Source organism: Streptomyces sp. Y1, from assembly GCF_041053115.1.
In the GTDB taxonomy this organism is placed as follows: domain Bacteria; phylum Actinomycetota; class Actinomycetes; order Streptomycetales; family Streptomycetaceae; genus Kitasatospora; species Kitasatospora rubellomurina.
On record NZ_CP163445.1, the window covers coordinates 7,668,860 to 7,683,333 of the forward strand.

Below are 14,474 nucleotides of genomic sequence, written 5' to 3' on the forward strand. Positions count from 1 at the left end.
GCGGCGATGGGACAGCAGTTCATCGGCGCCGGCTGGGCCTTCCCCGTCCGCACCGACCCGACCGGATCGATCGCCCTGGTCACCCAGGAGCGGGAGATCGAGGAGAGCATCCGCCTGATCCTCTCCACCGCGCCGGGCGAGCGGCCGATGCGCCCGCTCTTCGGCTGCGCGATCCACGACCACGTCTTCGCCCCGGCCGACAGCGCCACCGCCGGCCTGCTCGCCTACGAGGTGCGGCTCTCCCTGGAGCGCTGGGAGCCGCGGATCGACCTGGAGGACGTGACCGTCGGCTTTGACGCCGTCGACTCCGGCACCCTCTACATCGACATCCGCTACGCCCTGCGCGGCACCAACGACCCGCGCAACCTGGTCTTCCCGTTCTACGTCATCCCCGCCCACGCCCCCGACGAGCCGGGGAGCGCCTGATGCCGCTGCCCCAGCCCAACCTGGACGACCGCCGCTTCCAGGACCTGGTGGACGAGGCCAAACGGCTGGTCCAGCAGCGCTGCCCGGAGTGGAGCGACCACAACGTCTCCGACCCGGGCGTGACCCTCATCGAGGCCTTCGCCCAGATGGTCGACCAGCTGATCTACCGGCTCAACCGGGTCCCGGACAAGAACCACCTCGCCTTCCTCGACCTGATCGGGGTGCGGCTGCTGCCGCCCGCCGCGGCCCGCACCGACGTCACCTTCTGGCTCTCCGCCCCGCAGCCGCGGGCGGTCCCGGTGCACGCCGGGACGGAGGTGGCCACCGTGCGGACCGCCACCGAGGAGGCGGTGGTCTTCTCCACCGAGCGCGAACTCTCCATCGAACCCTGCGCGTTGGCGCACCTCGCGACCTCCTCGCAGGGCGCGCCCCCGGCCGACCGGGACGCCGAACTGGCCGCCGGCCGCGGCACCCCCTGCTTCGCCCCCACCCCGCTGCCCGGCGACGTGCTGCTCTTCGGCCTCTCCCAGGCGGTGCCGCACTGCCTGGTGGCCCTGCGCCTCGACTTCCCGGTCAGCGGGCACGGCATCAACCCCGACCACCCGCCGCTGGCCTGGGAGGCCTGGACCGGGGACGGCTGGACCGGGTGCGGCGTCCACCGCGACACCACCGGCGGCTTCAACCGGCCCGGCGACGTGATCCTCCAGCTGCCGCCCGACCACACCGCCTCCGTGGAGGCCCGGCACCGGGCCGGCTGGCTGCGCTGCCGGATCACCGCCCCCGTCCCCGGCCGGCCGTCGTACTCCACCGCGCCGGTGCTGATCTCCGCGGAGGCGTTCACGGTCGGCGGGACGACGGTCGCCGTCCACGCCGAGCACGTCCGGGACGAGGTCCTCGGCCGCTCGGAGGGGCTGCCGGGACAGAGCTTCACCCTCGCCCGGCCCCCCGTGGTCGCCGGCGGCGAGCCGGTCACCGTCGAGGTCACCACCCCGACCGGGGTGGAGGAGTGGCGGGAGGTGGAGCACTTCGGCCGCTCGACCCCCCAGGACCGCCACGTCCGGCTCGACCGCAGCACCGGCGAGCTCACCTTCGGCCCGGCCCTGCGCGAACCGGACGGGACGCTCCGGCAGTACGGCGCGGTGCCGCCCGAGGGCGCGCCGATCCGGATCCGCTCGTACCGCACCGGCGGCGGGCGCCGGGGCAACCTGGCCCGGGGCGCGCTCGCCGTCCTGCGCAGCTCCGTCCCGTACGTGGCCAGGGTGGAGAACCCGCGCCCGGCGGAGGGCGGCGTGGACGGCGAGGACGTCGAGGGCGCCCGGCTGCGCGGTCCGATCGTGCTGCGCACGCGGGGCCGGGCGGTGACCGCCGAGGACTACGAGGAACTGGCCCGCGAGGCCGCACCCGCCGTCGGCCGGGTGCGCTGCGTGGCCGACGAGGAGGGCCCGGACGCGGGCGGGGTCCGGGTGCTGCTCGTGCCGGCCGCCGCCGACGACGGCGAGGGCCGGCTCTCCTTCGGTCAACTCGCCTGCTCGCCGGAGCTGTTGGAGCAGGTCACCGGCTACCTGGACGAACGCCGGCTGCTCGGTGCGCGGCTGCTCGTCGAGCCGCCGCACTACCAGGGCGTCACGGTCGTCGCCTCCCTGCGGGCCAAACCGCGCAGCTCGCCCGGCCGGCTCCAGCGCGCCGCCCTGGCTGCGCTGCACCGGTACCTCAACCCGCTCACCGGCGGACCGGACGGCACGGGCTGGCCGTTCGGCCGTCCGCTGCACTCCGGCGAGGTGTTCGCCGTGCTGCAGCGACTGCCCGACGTCGAACTGGTCGAGAGCGTCCGGCTGTTCCCCGCCGATCCGGAGCGCGGCCACCGCGGCGAGGCCACCGACCGGATCCGGCTGGCCCCGCACGCCCTGGTGTTCTCGTACGAACACCAGGTGCGGGTCGTGGCGGAGTGAGGGCCGGTGACCGCACAGCCGCACGGACGGGGGCTCGTTCCGGGCCTGCGCTCCCGCCACCCGCTCGGGGCGCAGCTGCCCGGCGTCTACGCGGCGGACGGCGACGACCGGCGGGAGAACGCGTTCCTCCAGGAGTTCACGGGCGCGCTGGACGAGGTGCTCGCCCCGGTCCTCTGCGCCCTGGACAACCTGGCCGCCTACTTCGACCCGCGGCTCGCGCCGCCGGACTTCCTGGCGTACCTGGCCCAGTGGGTGGGGGCGTCGACCGGGCCGGAGCTCCCGCCGGACCGGCTGCGGGCGGCCGTCGCGTACGCGGCCCCGCTGCACGCCGTCCGGGGCACCCGGGCCGGGCTGGCCGCGCAGGTGCGGCTGGCGTTCGGGGCGGAGCCGGAGATCGAGGAGAGCGGCGGCGCACGGTGGTCGGCGCGGCCGCAGGCGCCGCTGCCGGGGTCGCCGGAGCCACGGCTGCTGGTGCGGCTGCGGGTGGCGGACCCGGCGGCGGTGGACCTGCGAGCGCTGCGGGAGCTGGTGGCCGCCAACCGGCCGGCCCACCTGCCGTTCACGGTCGAGGTCGTCCGGGCGGCGGGGCCCGCGACGGCCGGGGAGGCTTCAGGGGAGGGGCACGATGACGACGTGTGAGAACTGCGGGCACCCGTGCGTGCGGGGCGAGGACTTCTGTGGCACCTGCGGGGCGTACCTGTCGTGGGAGGAGGAGCCGGCCGCCGAGGAGAAGCCCACGGCTTCGGCGTCGTCGCCCTCGCCGACGCCGTCCTCGTCCGCTGCGCCGACGCCCACGGTGGCGCCCGCGGTGACGCCCGCGGTGTCGCCCGCGGTGACGCCGCCCGTCATCCCGCCACGGCCGACCGACCCGCCGCAGGCCGCTCCGCCGCAGACCGCTCCGCGCCGGGCCGACCCGCCGCAGGCCGTCCAGCCGAAGCCCGTCCGGCCGGGCGAGGAGGCCCCGCCGCCTCCGCCGCGCCCGGCCGAGCCGGAGGAACGGGAGCCGATCGCCCCGGGCGACCTGATCTGCGGCCGGTGCGGCACGGGCAACGTGCCGAGCCGCCGCTACTGCCGCCGGTGCGGCGGCCTGCTGGAGGACGCCCGGGTCGCGCCGAAACCGCCGTGGTGGCGCCGGCCGTTCGTCCGCCGCCCCAAGGCCGGTCCGGCCGTCGGGGACCGCCCCCGCGTCCGCCCGCCGCGCCGCCCGAGGTTCGTCGTGCCGCTGGTGCTGCTGGTCCTGCTCGGGGTCGGGGGTTACGCCTTCCGCGACGAGCTGGCGTCCGGAGTGGAGGTCGTCCGGGACCGGTTCGCCACGCCGCAGCAGATCCACCCGACCGCCGTCCGGGCGTCCAGCGAGGACCCGGCGCACCCGGCAGCCCTCGCCGTCGACGGGACGACGGACCGGTACTGGGCGCCCGCCCGTCCGGGGAACGGGATAGGCGAGTTCCTGGAGATGGACTTCCCGGGCCCGTTCCGGCTGCTCGACCTCGTCGTCCACCCGGGGATCTCGCCCAACGCCGAACAGTTCCTCACCCAGGCCCGCCCGCAGCGGCTCACCGTCACCCTGACCGGCTCGGACGGCAAGGTCACCACCCGGACCGTCAACCCGGCCGACGCTCCGGGGGAGCAGCGCTTCCATCTCGCCGTCGGCGGCGTGGTGCGGATCAGGCTGACGATCGACGGCGCCTACGGTGCCGCTCCGGACCGTCGCGTCGCCATTGCCGAGGTGGAGTTCTTCGAGCGGCCCTGACCCCGGCCTCGCGGCGGCGGTCGCCGCCGTGCCTCGCGCCGCCTACGCCTGCCGCCGCTCCCACTGCTCCTTCGTGATCTCGTACCGCACACCCCCGTGCTCGGAACCCTCGACCGCCATCATGTGGTCCGGCGTGGGAATGTGCTCCGCGAGCGTCATCCCGAGCTTCTCCATGACGTTGCGCGAAGGCCGGTTCACGGTCATCGTCTCGGCCCAGACCATGCGGATGCCGAGCTCGGCGAACCCCTTCGCCAGCAGCGCCTGCGAGACTTCGGTGGCGTAGCCCCGGCCCCAGGCCGCCCGGCGCAGGCGATAGCCGAGTTCGGCCTCCTCGCGCGGGCCGCTGCGCAGCGGACGCAGGCAGAACCAGCCGACGAACGCGCCGCCGTCCTTCTCGTACGCGGCGAACAGGCCGAGGTCGTGGTTCCAGCGCTCGTAGCCGGCGAGGATGCTGGGGATGGCGCGGTCGCGGACGTCCTCCGGCGGGGTCGGCGCGCCGCCGGTCAGGTAGCGCATCACCGCCGGGTCGCTGTCCAGCTCGATCAGCAGGTCCGCGTCGGCGGCGGCGAAGGGGCGGAGGGTCAGGCGCTCGGACGCGAGGTAGGTGGTCACGTGAGGATCATGGCCGAGACGGGTCGGACGGGCCAGGGAGTTTTCGGGCCGCCGTTTCCGTCACCGGTTGGCGTGCCGGAGGGGCCGCAGCATGACACGGCCGCCGTCACGTCACGCCCGAGGACCCGCCCGTGTCGCTCCCCACGTCGTCACCCCGCCCCTCCGGCACGGCTGCGTCGACGACGGCGTCGGCGGCCGGAAGGCCGAGCGAGAGCAGCATCCGCGCGTGGCCCTTGCGGCTGCGCTCGGCCGCCGCGGTGTCACCGCGCCGCTCGTGGGCGGCGATCAGGGTCTGCCAGGCGTCGTCCCGGAACGGGTCGATCTGGACGCTGCGGGCCGCCGCCCGGGCGCCGTCGAGCGGCCGTCCGCGGGCGAGTTCGAGTCTGGCGAGGACCAGCGCCGCCTCGGCCGCCGCCCGCTGGTAGTGCTCCCTGCGGGCCACGACCCACTCCGCCGGGCCGTCCTCGGGCAGCAGCTCCCCGGTGTACGCCTCCAGGGCGGAGCGCAGGGCCCGCGCCGCCGCGTCCGGACGGCCGGCCGCCTCGGCCCGCAGCCCCTCGGCCAGCGCGGTCTCGAACCGGCGCAGGTCACAGCTGCCGTCCGGGGGCAGGCGCAGCAGGTACGCCTCGCCGGAGCGCACCAACAGCTGCGAGCCGCCGCGGGTGATGCCGGGCTCCAGGAACCTCCTCAGCGCGGAGACCGCGACGTGCAGGCAGCGGGCGGCGGTCGCCGGTGGGCGCTCGGGCCAGAGAGCCTCGGTCAGCAGCTCCCGGTGGACCGGCTGGCCGGGGTGGATCGCCAGCACCCGTAACAGCGCCCGGGCCCGCGGCCGGATCGTCGTCCAGTCCAACTCGCGCTCGCCCAGGGTGAGTTCGAAGCATCCGAAGCAGCGCAGCGACAACGGCGGCGAGCCGGAGGGGAGTTCGCGCACGGGCGCTGGCACTGACGTCGGCGCCGGCGTCGGCGCCTCGGGCCGGAGCCGGACGCGCTCCCGCCCTTCGCCGCCGGGCCGCGCGGATCGACGGTGCAGCAGGTGGTCGCGCAGCAGCGGGCCCCAGTGGAAGCTGCAGTCGGAGTGCTCGCGCCGGAGCAGCCCGCGCTCGTCCGCCAGCACGTCGAGCGTCCAGGCGCTCTCCGAGCCGCCGACCAGTGCGTCGCACCCCGCGGCGTCCAGCCGGGGCAGCGGGCTGACCTGCTCCAGGAACCGCACCAGCCGCTCCGGCAGCGGCCGGATCACCTCGCGCTCCAGGTAGGTGCGGGTGAGCGAGCCGGCCACGGCGGCGAGTTGCGGAGCCGTGCCCGTGGCGGCGGGGTGCAGCAGCGCCGGGTGGAGCAGCCGCAGCGCCGCGGGCCAGCCCTGGGTGATCGCCTCCACCTCGGCCACCCGGCGCCCGGAGAGCCGGCTGCCGTACACCTCGCGGAGCAGGCGGCGGACCTCGTCGGCCCGCAGCCGCAGGTCGGCCGGCCCCAGGACCGTGCTCGCGGCCAGCTCCCAGCGGGTGAGGTTGAACAGCGGCAGTCGCTGACCGGCCAGCAGCAGGCGGAGGTTGGGTGGCGCGAGCAGCGCGATCTCCTCCAGCACCGACTCCGCCTCGGTGCCGTGGATCAGGTGCAGGTCGTCGACCACCAGCAGCACCGGCTCCGGCCGCCGCTCCACCCGGCGGAGCAGGTGCGCGACGGTGGCCGGCCCGCAGGCCTCGCCGAGCCCGTGGTGGACGGCGGAGAGCAGCGCCGCGGTGCCGGTCGTGCCGCGCGAGGGGCGCCACCGCAGCACGGAGCCCCGGAAGCGTTCCAGGTGCTGCGCCAGCAGTGTCGTCTTCCCGTAGCCGGCGGGCGCCACGAGCAGCGTCAGGGCGCCGGGCGCGGAGCGGTCGAGCAGGTCCAGGAGACGGTCCCTGGTCAGCCAGGGGGGTCGTACGGTTTCCCCGGAGATCTCCGGGTCTTCGGCAGGGCGGACGTGCATCGCCGGTCAGCTCCCCCCGTAGCGGTAGGGCGACGATTGTGATCACTCAGTGTGATCGCTTGGTAGAGTACTGGATACCGACCATGATGTCCCCGGATATGTCGGGCTCCGATCAACCGTTATGCGAGCGTGCTGACGCCGACCGCCCGGGAGACGGCGGAGGAGGGCGGTGCGGGGCGGGTGGCGAGCGGCCGCCGGGGGAGGGTGGAAAAACCCATAGGGCCTGGTGAACGGCCGCGCTAGGGTGGCCCGATGATGTCGATCAAGAAGGTCCAGATCACCTTCGACTGTGCGGATCCCGAGCGCGTCGCCCGCTTCTGGTGCGAGGTGCTGGGGTACGTCCTGCCGCCGGTTCCGGAGGGGTTCGCCACGTGGGAGGAGTTCCAGCTCTCGCTGCCGCCGGAGCGCCGGGGCGCGGCGGCGGTCTGCATGGACCCGACGGGTGAGGGGCCGCGGATGTACTTCCAGCGCGTTCCCGAGGGCAAGGTCGTCAAGAACCGGGTGCACCTCGACGTGCGGGTCGGCGCCGGGCTGGTGGGCGAGGAGCGGCTGGCCGTCCTGGAGGCCGAGTCCGCGCGCCTCGTCGCGCTCGGTGCGACGCGCGGTCAGCTCCTGCTGGCCGACGGCGTCAACGAGTCGTGCCAGAACATGCAGGACGTCGAGGGCAACGAGTTCTGCCTGGACTGACCCGCACCCGGGCGTTCCTGAACGCTTCCGGAGGTCCGTGAACGCGCCTCCGCCCCCGCCCTCCCGGGCCGGGGCGAAGGCGCGTTCGCGTGTGTCAGCCCAGCGACGCGCTGGCGGCGCGCAGTTCGTCCAGGGCCGCCAGGGCGTACCCGGCGAGCCCGTCCTCGGCGCCGCGGTCGTCCTCGGCCCATCGGGCGTACCCCCGTTTGAAGGCGAGGACGCCCAGCTCGCCCGCGAGGGCCGCGGTCGGATCGGGTACGCCGCGGGCGACCAGAGCGGTCGTCATCGCGGCCGCGAGGCTGACGGTCTTGAGGGCGTCGCGCTCCTGGAGCTCGGCGCTGGCGGCGACGGCCGCCTTCAGGCGCGGCGCGAGCTCGCGACTCCCGGGGCCCATCGCGGCCGAGGCGCGTTCGAGGCCGGCGGCGACCGCCTCCAGCGGGCTGGCGTCACCGGGCGCGTCGGCGATCCCCTCGGCCAGCAGCCGGCTCAGCGTCTCCTGCCCGGCGACCAGCAGCTCGCGCTTGTCGGGGAAGTGCCGGAAGAAGGTGCTCTTGGTGACCCCGGCACGCTCGGCGATCTGCGCGACCGTCGTGGCGTCGTACCCCTGCTCCGTGAACAGGTCGACCGCGGCCACGACGAGGCGCTCGCGCGCACCTGGTTCCCATCTACCCATGGGTTCAGCATAGGTGATGGGACTCTTGTCCCGTCAGCCTGGTACGGTGATGGGACAAGAGTCCCATCACTGTTGGGAGGATTTCCATGCGCGTCTTCGTCACCGGCGGCACCGGTCTGATCGGCTCCGCCGTCGTCGCCGAACTCCTCGCGAAGGGCCACACCGTCCTCGCGCTGGCCCGCTCCGACGCCTCCGCACGGGCCGCCGCGGCGGCCGGCGCCGAGCCGCTGCGGGGAGGCCTCGCCGATCCGGACGTCCTGCGCTCCGGCGCCGCCCGTACGGACGGGGTGATCCACCTGGCCTTCGGCAACGACTTCAGCAGCCCCGAGGCCCTCGCCCGGAACGTCGCCGAGGAGACCGCCGCCCTCACCGTCCTCGGTGAGGAACTCGTCGGCAGCGGCCGTCCGTTGGTCACGGTCTCGGGTACGCCGTGGGTGCCGGGCCGAGCCTCCACCGAGGCCGACCCGGTGCCGACCGACGGGCCGGTCGGCGGCCGCGGCCGCACGGTCACGGCGGTCCTGGGCCTGGCCTCGCGCGGGGTCCGGAGCACGGCCGTACGCCTGCCGCGCACGGTGCACCACGAGGGCACGGGCGGGTTCGCCGGTCTGCTGACCGACATCGCACGCCGGAGCGGAATCTCCGGCTACCCCGGCGACGGCAGCCAGCGCTGGCCCGCCGTCCACGCGCTCGACGCGGCCGTCCTCCTCCGGCTCGCCCTGGAGCGGGCGGAGGCCGGTACCGTCTGGCACGCCGTGGCCGACGAGGGGGACCGGGTGCGGGACATCGCGGCCGTCATCGGGCGGCGGCTCGGCCTGCCGGTCGCGTCGGTGCCGGCGGAGACCTACGGCCCGCTCGGCCCGATCTTCCAGGCCGACCAGCCCTCGTCCAGCACCCGCACCCGGCAGGCGCTCGGCTGGGAGCCGACGCACCCCGGCCTCCTGGAGGACCTGGAGAACATCCGGCCCTGACCGGTGACCGGCGATTCGCGTCCGCTCATGTCCGCAACAAGCAGGAGGTTCCCTCATGGTGGCAGTCGTCTTCGGCGCCCGCGGCAACGTCGGTCGTCACGTGGCAGACGGCCTGCTGGCCGCCGGTGAGCAGGTCAGAGCGGTCAACCGGACCCCGGCCGCGGGCCCGACGCCGGGGTGCGAAGCGGTCGTCGCCGACCTGGCACGCCCCGAGACGCTGCCCGCGGCGCTCGACGGTGCCGACAAGGTGTTCCTGTACGGAATGCTCGACCCCCAGCGGCCGTACGACATCGAGAAGGTCACCGCGGCGGCCGTGACCGCCGGGATCCGGCAGGTGGTGCTGCTCTCGTCGGTGTCGGTCGTCCTGGACCCCGACGCCGACCACCCGGTCGCCCGCCTGAACCGCACGATCGAGCGGGCCGTCCAACGCTCCGGCCTGGACTGGACGTTCCTCAGGCCGGGGACGTTCGCGACCAACACCCGCACCTGGTGGGCCGAATCGATCCGAAGGGACAACGTCGTCCGGCTTCCCCGTCCGCTCGCGCAGTCGGCGCCGGTGCACGAGAAGGACCTGGCGGCGCTGGCGGTGACCGCCCTGACCGAGCCGGGGCACTCGCACCAGGCCTACACCGTCCACGGGGCCGAGTCCCTGACCCTGCGGCGCCAGGTCGAGCACATCGGCGAGGCCATCGGCCGCCGCATCAGGGTCGAACACGTCTCGGACGAGCAGGCTCGTGCGGACGTCGCCAGGACCATGCATCCGGTCGTGGCCGAGGCGATCGTCGGTCAGTGGGCGGCCGCCGACGGCGTCGCGGCCGCGACCTCCGTCGTCGTCGAGAAGGTCACCGGCACTCCGGCGCGCACCTTCGCCCAGTGGGCCGTCGACCACGCCGACGACTTCCGCTGACGCCGGTCGCCCCTGACGCGGGTCGCCCCCAGACGCCGGTTGCCCCTGCCCCCGCGCGGGGACAGGGGCAACCGGCCTCGGCTCACGCCACGTTGACGGCGGTGTCGTCCAGGACGAAGGAGGTCTGCTTGGTGTAGTCCTCGGCGCCGGTGAACTTGAGCGTCACGGTCTGGCCGGCGTAGCCGGACAGGTTGAAGCTGTGCTGCTGGTAGCCGGCGGCCGCGTTGACGTTGGAGTAGGTCGCCAGGGTGGTGCCGTTCGCGGTGACCTTCAGGGTGTCGAAGGCGGTGGTGCCGCTCGCGGCGGTGTCGATGTGCAGCCAGAAGCTGAAGGTGTAGCTGCTGCAGCCGGCCGGCAGGGTCACCGTCTGGGCGAGCGTGTCGGTGTTGGTGCTGCCGTACCCGTCCAGCCAGGCGTCGTACGTGCCGGAGTGCGGCGGCTCGCTGGAGCTGCTGTTGATGGTGCTGCTGCCGCCGGAGTTGGTCTCCGTCCAGCCGGCCGTGCTGCCGGCCTCGAAGCCCGGGTTGGCGAGCAGCTGGGCGGCGGTGCAGCCGCTGCCGCCGGCGGGCTGGACGGTCCAGCCGAAGGTGACGGAGGAGGACGGCCCGGTGGAGTCGGTCGCGGTGGCCGTCACGGAGTACGTCCCGGCGGTGGTCGGGGTGCCGCTGATCAGGCCGGTGGTGGCGTTGACGCTCAGGCCGGCGGGCAGGCCGGACGCGGCGTAGCTCAGGCTGCCGCCGGCCGTGTCGGCGGCGGAGAGCTGCAGGCTGGTGGCGGTGCCGGCGGTGGCCGTCCGGGCACCGGGGTTGGTGAGGGTGACGCCGCCGGTGCTGGTGCCGCCGCTGCCGGCGAGCCAGGAGGTGGCGTTGAGGGCGAGGGCGGCGTCGGTGCCGGCCGGGTCGTCCCAGCCGTTGTAGACGGTCTTGCCGGGCTCGCCGGTGCCGTCGTCGACGGTCGAGCTGTCGCCCCAGATGGCGACCCGGCCCTTGCCGAAGCTGCTGGTGGCGAAGAAGGCGCCGGTGGTGCCGGAGTAGCCCGTGCGGTAGACGATGCCCTTGACGGAGGGGTTGTCGGCGGGCTTGAGGGTGAAGGTGGTGCCGTTGCGCAGGATGCTGCCGGTGACGGTGCCGAACGGGCCGTTCAGCACGGGGTCGGTGGCGTCGCTGATCGCCCGCGGGTTGTCGGTCTGGATGTTGAGCAGGTCGACCGAGAGGCCGAACGGGTCGTTGCTGTTGACCGAGTTGGTGGTCATCAGGTCGTTGATGATGGCGGGGGAGTCCCAGCCGTCGTTGTTGCGGTCGCTCTGGGTGTGGTCGGAGATCAGGAACAGCCCGCCGCCGTTCTGCACGAACTTCATGACCGCGGTCTTCTCGGCGTCGCTGAGCCGGATGTTCGGCTCGGGCAGGACGAACTCGTCGAAGTTGGCGAGGTCCAGCGCTCCGCCGGTGCCGTAGGTGATGGAGGAGCCGCTCGGCAGCGTCTTGAGGCTGTACTGGCCGGTCTTCTGCAGGGCGACGCCCCAGGCGGAGATGGCGCCCGTCCAGTCGGTCTCGGACTGGGGGTTGGCGTTCTGGGCGAGCGGGTCCGGCTGGCTGGTGCTGATGATCCAGTCCGCGTTGCCGGCGGTCTCCGCCTTGGTGTTGTCGAACAGGACGCGGTGCTGGGTGGCGGTCGCGGTGGCCGGGGCGGTCGTCGTGGTCGCCGTCGTGGTGGTCGTCGCGGTCGCGGCGGCGGCCCGGTGGGGGGCGGCGGTGGCGCCGGCGAGCACGGTGAGGACGACCGCGCCCAGGGCGAGCGGGCGGACGGCGCCGATGTGTCTGAGCATGGATCAAGCTCCTTGTGCCGTGGGGGTACAGGGAAGTACGGGGGCGGTGCTACGCGCGTAGGCGCGCTGGCAACCGTCCCATGATGGGGTAATCGGAGCTTGAACGGAACACATCCAATCTGAGCATCAGATGAGGAGGCCGGGGGCGCGAGAGGATGGCGGTATGACGATCACGCCGCAGCTGGTGGCCACCTATCCGATCCCGGACCGGGGCAACGGCGCCCAGACCTGCCTCGACCCCACCGGCCCCGTCCCCCGCTTCGAGGTGCGCAGCGCCCGGTCGCTGCGCATCTACGAACTGCAGGAACAGGCCGAGCTGCTGGCCGAGTTCCCGGCCCCGAACCCGAACCCGTGGGGGCGGCAGTGGACGGCCCCCGACCTGTCGCTCACCGTCTTCGCCACCGAGGAGGCGTACGTCGCCGTCACCCGGGACGGCACGAGGCTGTGGAGTCGGCCGTACGGCACCTGGGAGGCGCACCGCTGGGGCGACGTCGACTTCTCCGGCGGCTCCTCGGTGGGCGGCTCCTCGGCCGGCGGTTCCCCGGCGGGTGGCTCCTTGGCCGGCGGCTCCTTGGTGGGCGGCTCCGATCGGGACCTGCGGATCTGGCTGCGGATGCCCTCCGGACTGCCGGACGCCACCCGGATCCTCACCCTGGACGCCGCGGGCACGGTGCTGGGGGAGAGCCTGCTCCCCTGCGGCGGCTACGAGCGGTACGTCAGCCTGCTCTGGGACGAGAACGACGAGGTCGCCGGCGTCAGCGTGTCCGGCGAGGGGGTGGCCCAGACCCACTACGAGGCGCGCTGGGAGTCCGGCGCCCTCGTACTCGGCCGACAGGTACCGCAGCAGCAGGGCGCCCAACTGCCGGGCGACCGCTACTACCTGGGCATCGACTCGACGAACACCCGCTGCATGACCGCCGACCGGCGGGGACGGGACCTCACCTGGCACAGCCTCCCCGACTACCGGGTCACCGCGACGCTCGCCCTGAGCGACTTCCCGGCCCCCGGCACCGGCGACTGCTCGGTGCACAACGCCCCGTACATCTCCTCCCGCAGCGGCTTCGTGGACGACGACACGGTGATCGTGACGCTCAGCAACACGTACGACGAGGCCGCCGTCCTCCGCTTCGGCGAGGACCGGTGGCGCGAGCACAGCCACTGGCTCGCCGACCCCGCCACCGGCGCCGTGCACGGCCGCCTCGAATACCCGATGCGCGAGGTCGACAACGTGATGCCGGTCGGCGACGGCACCTGGATCACCGAGGAGTGGGAGGCCCTCTACCGCTGGCGCCGCTGAGCCGGCCGGCCTCGCCGTGTCGACCCCCGGATCCGACGGTAGAGTCGGCCGGGGCGTCCGGCGGGAGTGGGTGCATGAGCGGAGCCAGGGTCGCTGTGGCGACCAGTGCGGCGGGAGTCGAGTACGACGCCGACCTCCCGCTCATCGTGGACGCCCTGCGCGCCGACGGCCTGTCGGCCGAGCCGGTGCTGTGGCACCGAGCCGCGGCGCCCCCGGACCGGTTCGACCTGGTGGTCATCCGGTCGACCTGGGACTACGTGGACCGGCTCGACGAGTTCCTGACCTGGGCCGACACCACGGCCCGCACCACCCTGCTGCGCAACCCCGCACCCGTGGTCCGCTGGAACAGCGACAAGCACTACCTGCGCGAGCTCGCCCGGCGCGGAGTCGCCGTCGTGCCGACCCGGTTCCTCGAACCCGGCGCGCGGCCCACCCCGGCGGACTTCGACGGGGCGGACGGCGTGGTGGTCAAACCGGCCGTGTCCGCGGGCGCGCTGGACACGGCGCGCTACGAGCCCGGCCGGCACACGGCCGCCGCCCGGCACGCCCGGATGCTGCTGGACCAGGGCCGCAGCGTGCTCGTCCAGCCGTTCCTGCCCCGGGTGGCGGAAGGAGAACGCGCGCTGGTCTTCGTCGACGGCGCCTTCAGCCACGCGATCCGCAAGGACCCGCTGCTCACCGAGCCCGGCACGATCGACAACGACCGCGACCCCCACCTCGGCGTCGCGCCGTACCTACCCACCGAGGCGGAGCTCCGTACGGCCGCGGCAGCGCTGTCCGCGATCCCCGCGCCGGCCGCACCGCTGTTCGCCCGGGTCGACCTGGTCCTGGACAACGCCGGGGAACCGGTCGTCCTGGAGCTGGAACTGATCGAACCGAACCTCTTCCTCCAGGACGACCCGGCAGGCCTGGCGCGCTTCACCCGAGCGGTGGCGGCGCTTGCGGCGAGAGGATGACGGGAGCATGTGGCCACGCGTCAACGGCCTGCGCGCCATGGAACTCGGCACCCCGGACGGCATGCGGGCCGAACTGAACGCCCTGGTACTGGCCGGCCGCAAGACCACCACCACCGGCCTGCTGGCGGACTACGCCAAGGAGTCCGAGCACCTGGAACACCCCGGCGAACGGTTGGCACTCCTGGACGACCACGGCCGGCCCGTCGCCGTCATCGAGATCACCGGCATCGAGGTCCTCCCCTTCGACGCGGTGACCTGGGAACACGCCCACGCGGAAGGAGAGGGCTTCACCTCCCTGGACGACTGGCGCGCCGGCCACCGCCGCTACTGGCATGCCCTGGGCACCACCGCCGAGGACCGCACCCCCGTGGTCTGCCTCGCCTTCCGCCTCGTCCGGGAAGCCCCGGACGGCGGCGACGGGTGAACGGCCCCGACCCTCGGCCGTCATCCCTGACGACCGA

Annotated in this window: 14 protein-coding genes; 10 read left to right on the forward strand and 4 right to left on the reverse strand. The window is 74.3% G+C overall.

The window, feature by feature from the left end; all coding sequences use genetic code 11:
- The first annotated feature begins 6 nt into the window (after positions 1–6).
- Genes AB2U05_RS33350 through AB2U05_RS33365 form a run of 4 tightly spaced genes read left to right on the forward strand, consistent with a single transcriptional unit; the run spans position 7 to position 4,125 of the window.
- Complete coding sequence (locus AB2U05_RS33350) at positions 7–426, forward strand: GPW/gp25 family protein (protein WP_045695402.1); 420 nt, start codon at positions 7–9, stop codon at positions 424–426.
- Positions 426–2,375: a putative baseplate assembly protein gene (locus tag AB2U05_RS33355; RefSeq protein ID WP_369185248.1), complete on the forward strand. Its 1,950-nt coding sequence runs from the start codon at positions 426–428 to the stop codon at positions 2,373–2,375. The genes AB2U05_RS33350 and AB2U05_RS33355 overlap by 1 nt, the downstream gene beginning before the upstream one ends.
- Positions 2,376–2,381: 6 nt before the next feature.
- Positions 2,382–3,014: a phage tail protein gene (locus AB2U05_RS33360; protein ID WP_369185249.1), complete on the forward strand. Its 633-nt coding sequence runs from the start codon at positions 2,382–2,384 to the stop codon at positions 3,012–3,014.
- Positions 3,001–4,125 (forward strand): hypothetical protein, encoded by a 1,125-nt coding sequence (locus AB2U05_RS33365; RefSeq protein WP_369185250.1) that lies wholly within the window; start codon positions 3,001–3,003, stop codon positions 4,123–4,125. Before AB2U05_RS33360 ends, AB2U05_RS33365 begins: the two co-directional genes overlap by 14 nt.
- A 42-nt stretch (positions 4,126–4,167) precedes the next feature.
- Here AB2U05_RS33365 and AB2U05_RS33370 read toward each other — a convergent pair whose 3' ends face one another.
- Both AB2U05_RS33370 and AB2U05_RS33375 read right to left on the reverse strand, forming a co-directional pair.
- Positions 4,168–4,737, reverse strand: coding sequence for a GNAT family N-acetyltransferase (locus AB2U05_RS33370; RefSeq protein ID WP_045695410.1), 570 nt, complete (start codon positions 4,735–4,737; stop codon positions 4,168–4,170).
- A gap of 106 nt (positions 4,738–4,843) precedes the next feature.
- Positions 4,844–6,700: a BTAD domain-containing putative transcriptional regulator gene (locus tag AB2U05_RS33375; RefSeq protein WP_369185251.1), complete on the reverse strand. Its 1,857-nt coding sequence runs from the start codon at positions 6,698–6,700 to the stop codon at positions 4,844–4,846.
- Between the two features lie 252 nt (positions 6,701–6,952).
- On the opposite strand from AB2U05_RS33375, the gene AB2U05_RS33380 reads away from it, so the two are divergent.
- Complete coding sequence (locus AB2U05_RS33380; RefSeq protein ID WP_369185252.1) at positions 6,953–7,387, forward strand: VOC family protein; 435 nt, start codon at positions 6,953–6,955, stop codon at positions 7,385–7,387.
- Positions 7,388–7,481: 94 nt separating this feature from the next.
- Here AB2U05_RS33380 and AB2U05_RS33385 read toward each other — a convergent pair whose 3' ends face one another.
- Complete coding sequence (locus AB2U05_RS33385) at positions 7,482–8,060, reverse strand: TetR/AcrR family transcriptional regulator (RefSeq protein WP_045703511.1); 579 nt, start codon at positions 8,058–8,060, stop codon at positions 7,482–7,484.
- Between the two features lie 86 nt (positions 8,061–8,146).
- On the opposite strand from AB2U05_RS33385, the gene AB2U05_RS33390 reads away from it, so the two are divergent.
- Positions 8,147–9,028, forward strand: coding sequence for an SDR family oxidoreductase (locus AB2U05_RS33390; protein ID WP_369185253.1), 882 nt, complete (start codon positions 8,147–8,149; stop codon positions 9,026–9,028).
- Between the two features lie 55 nt (positions 9,029–9,083).
- Complete coding sequence (locus tag AB2U05_RS33395; protein ID WP_369185254.1) at positions 9,084–9,935, forward strand: SDR family oxidoreductase; 852 nt, start codon at positions 9,084–9,086, stop codon at positions 9,933–9,935.
- An 82-nt stretch (positions 9,936–10,017) separates the two neighbouring features.
- On the opposite strand, the gene AB2U05_RS33400 is transcribed toward AB2U05_RS33395, so the two are convergent.
- The gene (locus tag AB2U05_RS33400) at positions 10,018–11,760 is read right to left on the reverse strand and encodes an Ig domain-containing protein (RefSeq protein WP_369185255.1); all 1,743 of its coding nucleotides are present in this window, start codon (positions 11,758–11,760) and stop codon (positions 10,018–10,020) included.
- A 163-nt stretch (positions 11,761–11,923) separates the two neighbouring features.
- Here AB2U05_RS33400 and AB2U05_RS33405 point away from each other — a divergent pair, with 163 nt between their 5' ends.
- The 3 genes from AB2U05_RS33405 to AB2U05_RS33415 all read left to right on the forward strand — a co-directional run bounded on the left by AB2U05_RS33405 (position 11,924) and on the right by AB2U05_RS33415 (position 14,437).
- The gene (locus AB2U05_RS33405; protein ID WP_369185256.1) at positions 11,924–13,057 is read left to right on the forward strand and encodes a hypothetical protein; all 1,134 of its coding nucleotides are present in this window, start codon (positions 11,924–11,926) and stop codon (positions 13,055–13,057) included.
- A gap of 74 nt (positions 13,058–13,131) precedes the next feature.
- Positions 13,132–14,013 carry a RimK family alpha-L-glutamate ligase gene (locus AB2U05_RS33410; protein WP_369185257.1) on the forward strand — a complete coding sequence of 294 codons (882 nt, stop codon included), beginning with the start codon at positions 13,132–13,134 and terminating at the stop codon, positions 14,011–14,013.
- Positions 14,014–14,020: 7 nt separating this feature from the next.
- Entirely contained in the window at positions 14,021–14,437 is a 417-nt protein-coding gene (locus tag AB2U05_RS33415) for an ASCH domain-containing protein (RefSeq protein WP_369185258.1), read from the forward strand.
- Positions 14,438–14,474: the final 37 nt, after the last annotated feature.

Excerpts from the sequence above, each read along its gene's own strand:
- AB2U05_RS33400 (WP_369185255.1), bottom strand. The coding sequence starts at position 11,760 with ATGCTCAGACACATCGGCGCCGTCCGCCCGCTCGCCCTGGGCGCGGTC.
- AB2U05_RS33350 (WP_045695402.1), top strand. The coding sequence starts at position 7 with ATGGGACAGCAGTTCATCGGCGCCGGCTGGGCCTTCCCCGTCCGCACC.
- AB2U05_RS33405 (WP_369185256.1), top strand. The coding sequence starts at position 11,924 with ATGACGATCACGCCGCAGCTGGTGGCCACCTATCCGATCCCGGACCGG.
- AB2U05_RS33395 (WP_369185254.1), top strand. The coding sequence starts at position 9,084 with ATGGTGGCAGTCGTCTTCGGCGCCCGCGGCAACGTCGGTCGTCACGTG.
- AB2U05_RS33385 (WP_045703511.1), bottom strand. The coding sequence starts at position 8,060 with ATGGGTAGATGGGAACCAGGTGCGCGCGAGCGCCTCGTCGTGGCCGCG.
- AB2U05_RS33410 (WP_369185257.1), top strand. The coding sequence starts at position 13,132 with ATGAGCGGAGCCAGGGTCGCTGTGGCGACCAGTGCGGCGGGAGTCGAG.
- AB2U05_RS33415 (WP_369185258.1), top strand. The coding sequence starts at position 14,021 with ATGTGGCCACGCGTCAACGGCCTGCGCGCCATGGAACTCGGCACCCCG.
- AB2U05_RS33375 (WP_369185251.1), bottom strand. The coding sequence starts at position 6,700 with ATGCACGTCCGCCCTGCCGAAGACCCGGAGATCTCCGGGGAAACCGTA.
- AB2U05_RS33355 (WP_369185248.1), top strand. The coding sequence starts at position 426 with ATGCCGCTGCCCCAGCCCAACCTGGACGACCGCCGCTTCCAGGACCTG.
- AB2U05_RS33390 (WP_369185253.1), top strand. The coding sequence starts at position 8,147 with ATGCGCGTCTTCGTCACCGGCGGCACCGGTCTGATCGGCTCCGCCGTC.
- AB2U05_RS33365 (WP_369185250.1), top strand. The coding sequence starts at position 3,001 with ATGACGACGTGTGAGAACTGCGGGCACCCGTGCGTGCGGGGCGAGGAC.
- AB2U05_RS33380 (WP_369185252.1), top strand. The coding sequence starts at position 6,953 with ATGATGTCGATCAAGAAGGTCCAGATCACCTTCGACTGTGCGGATCCC.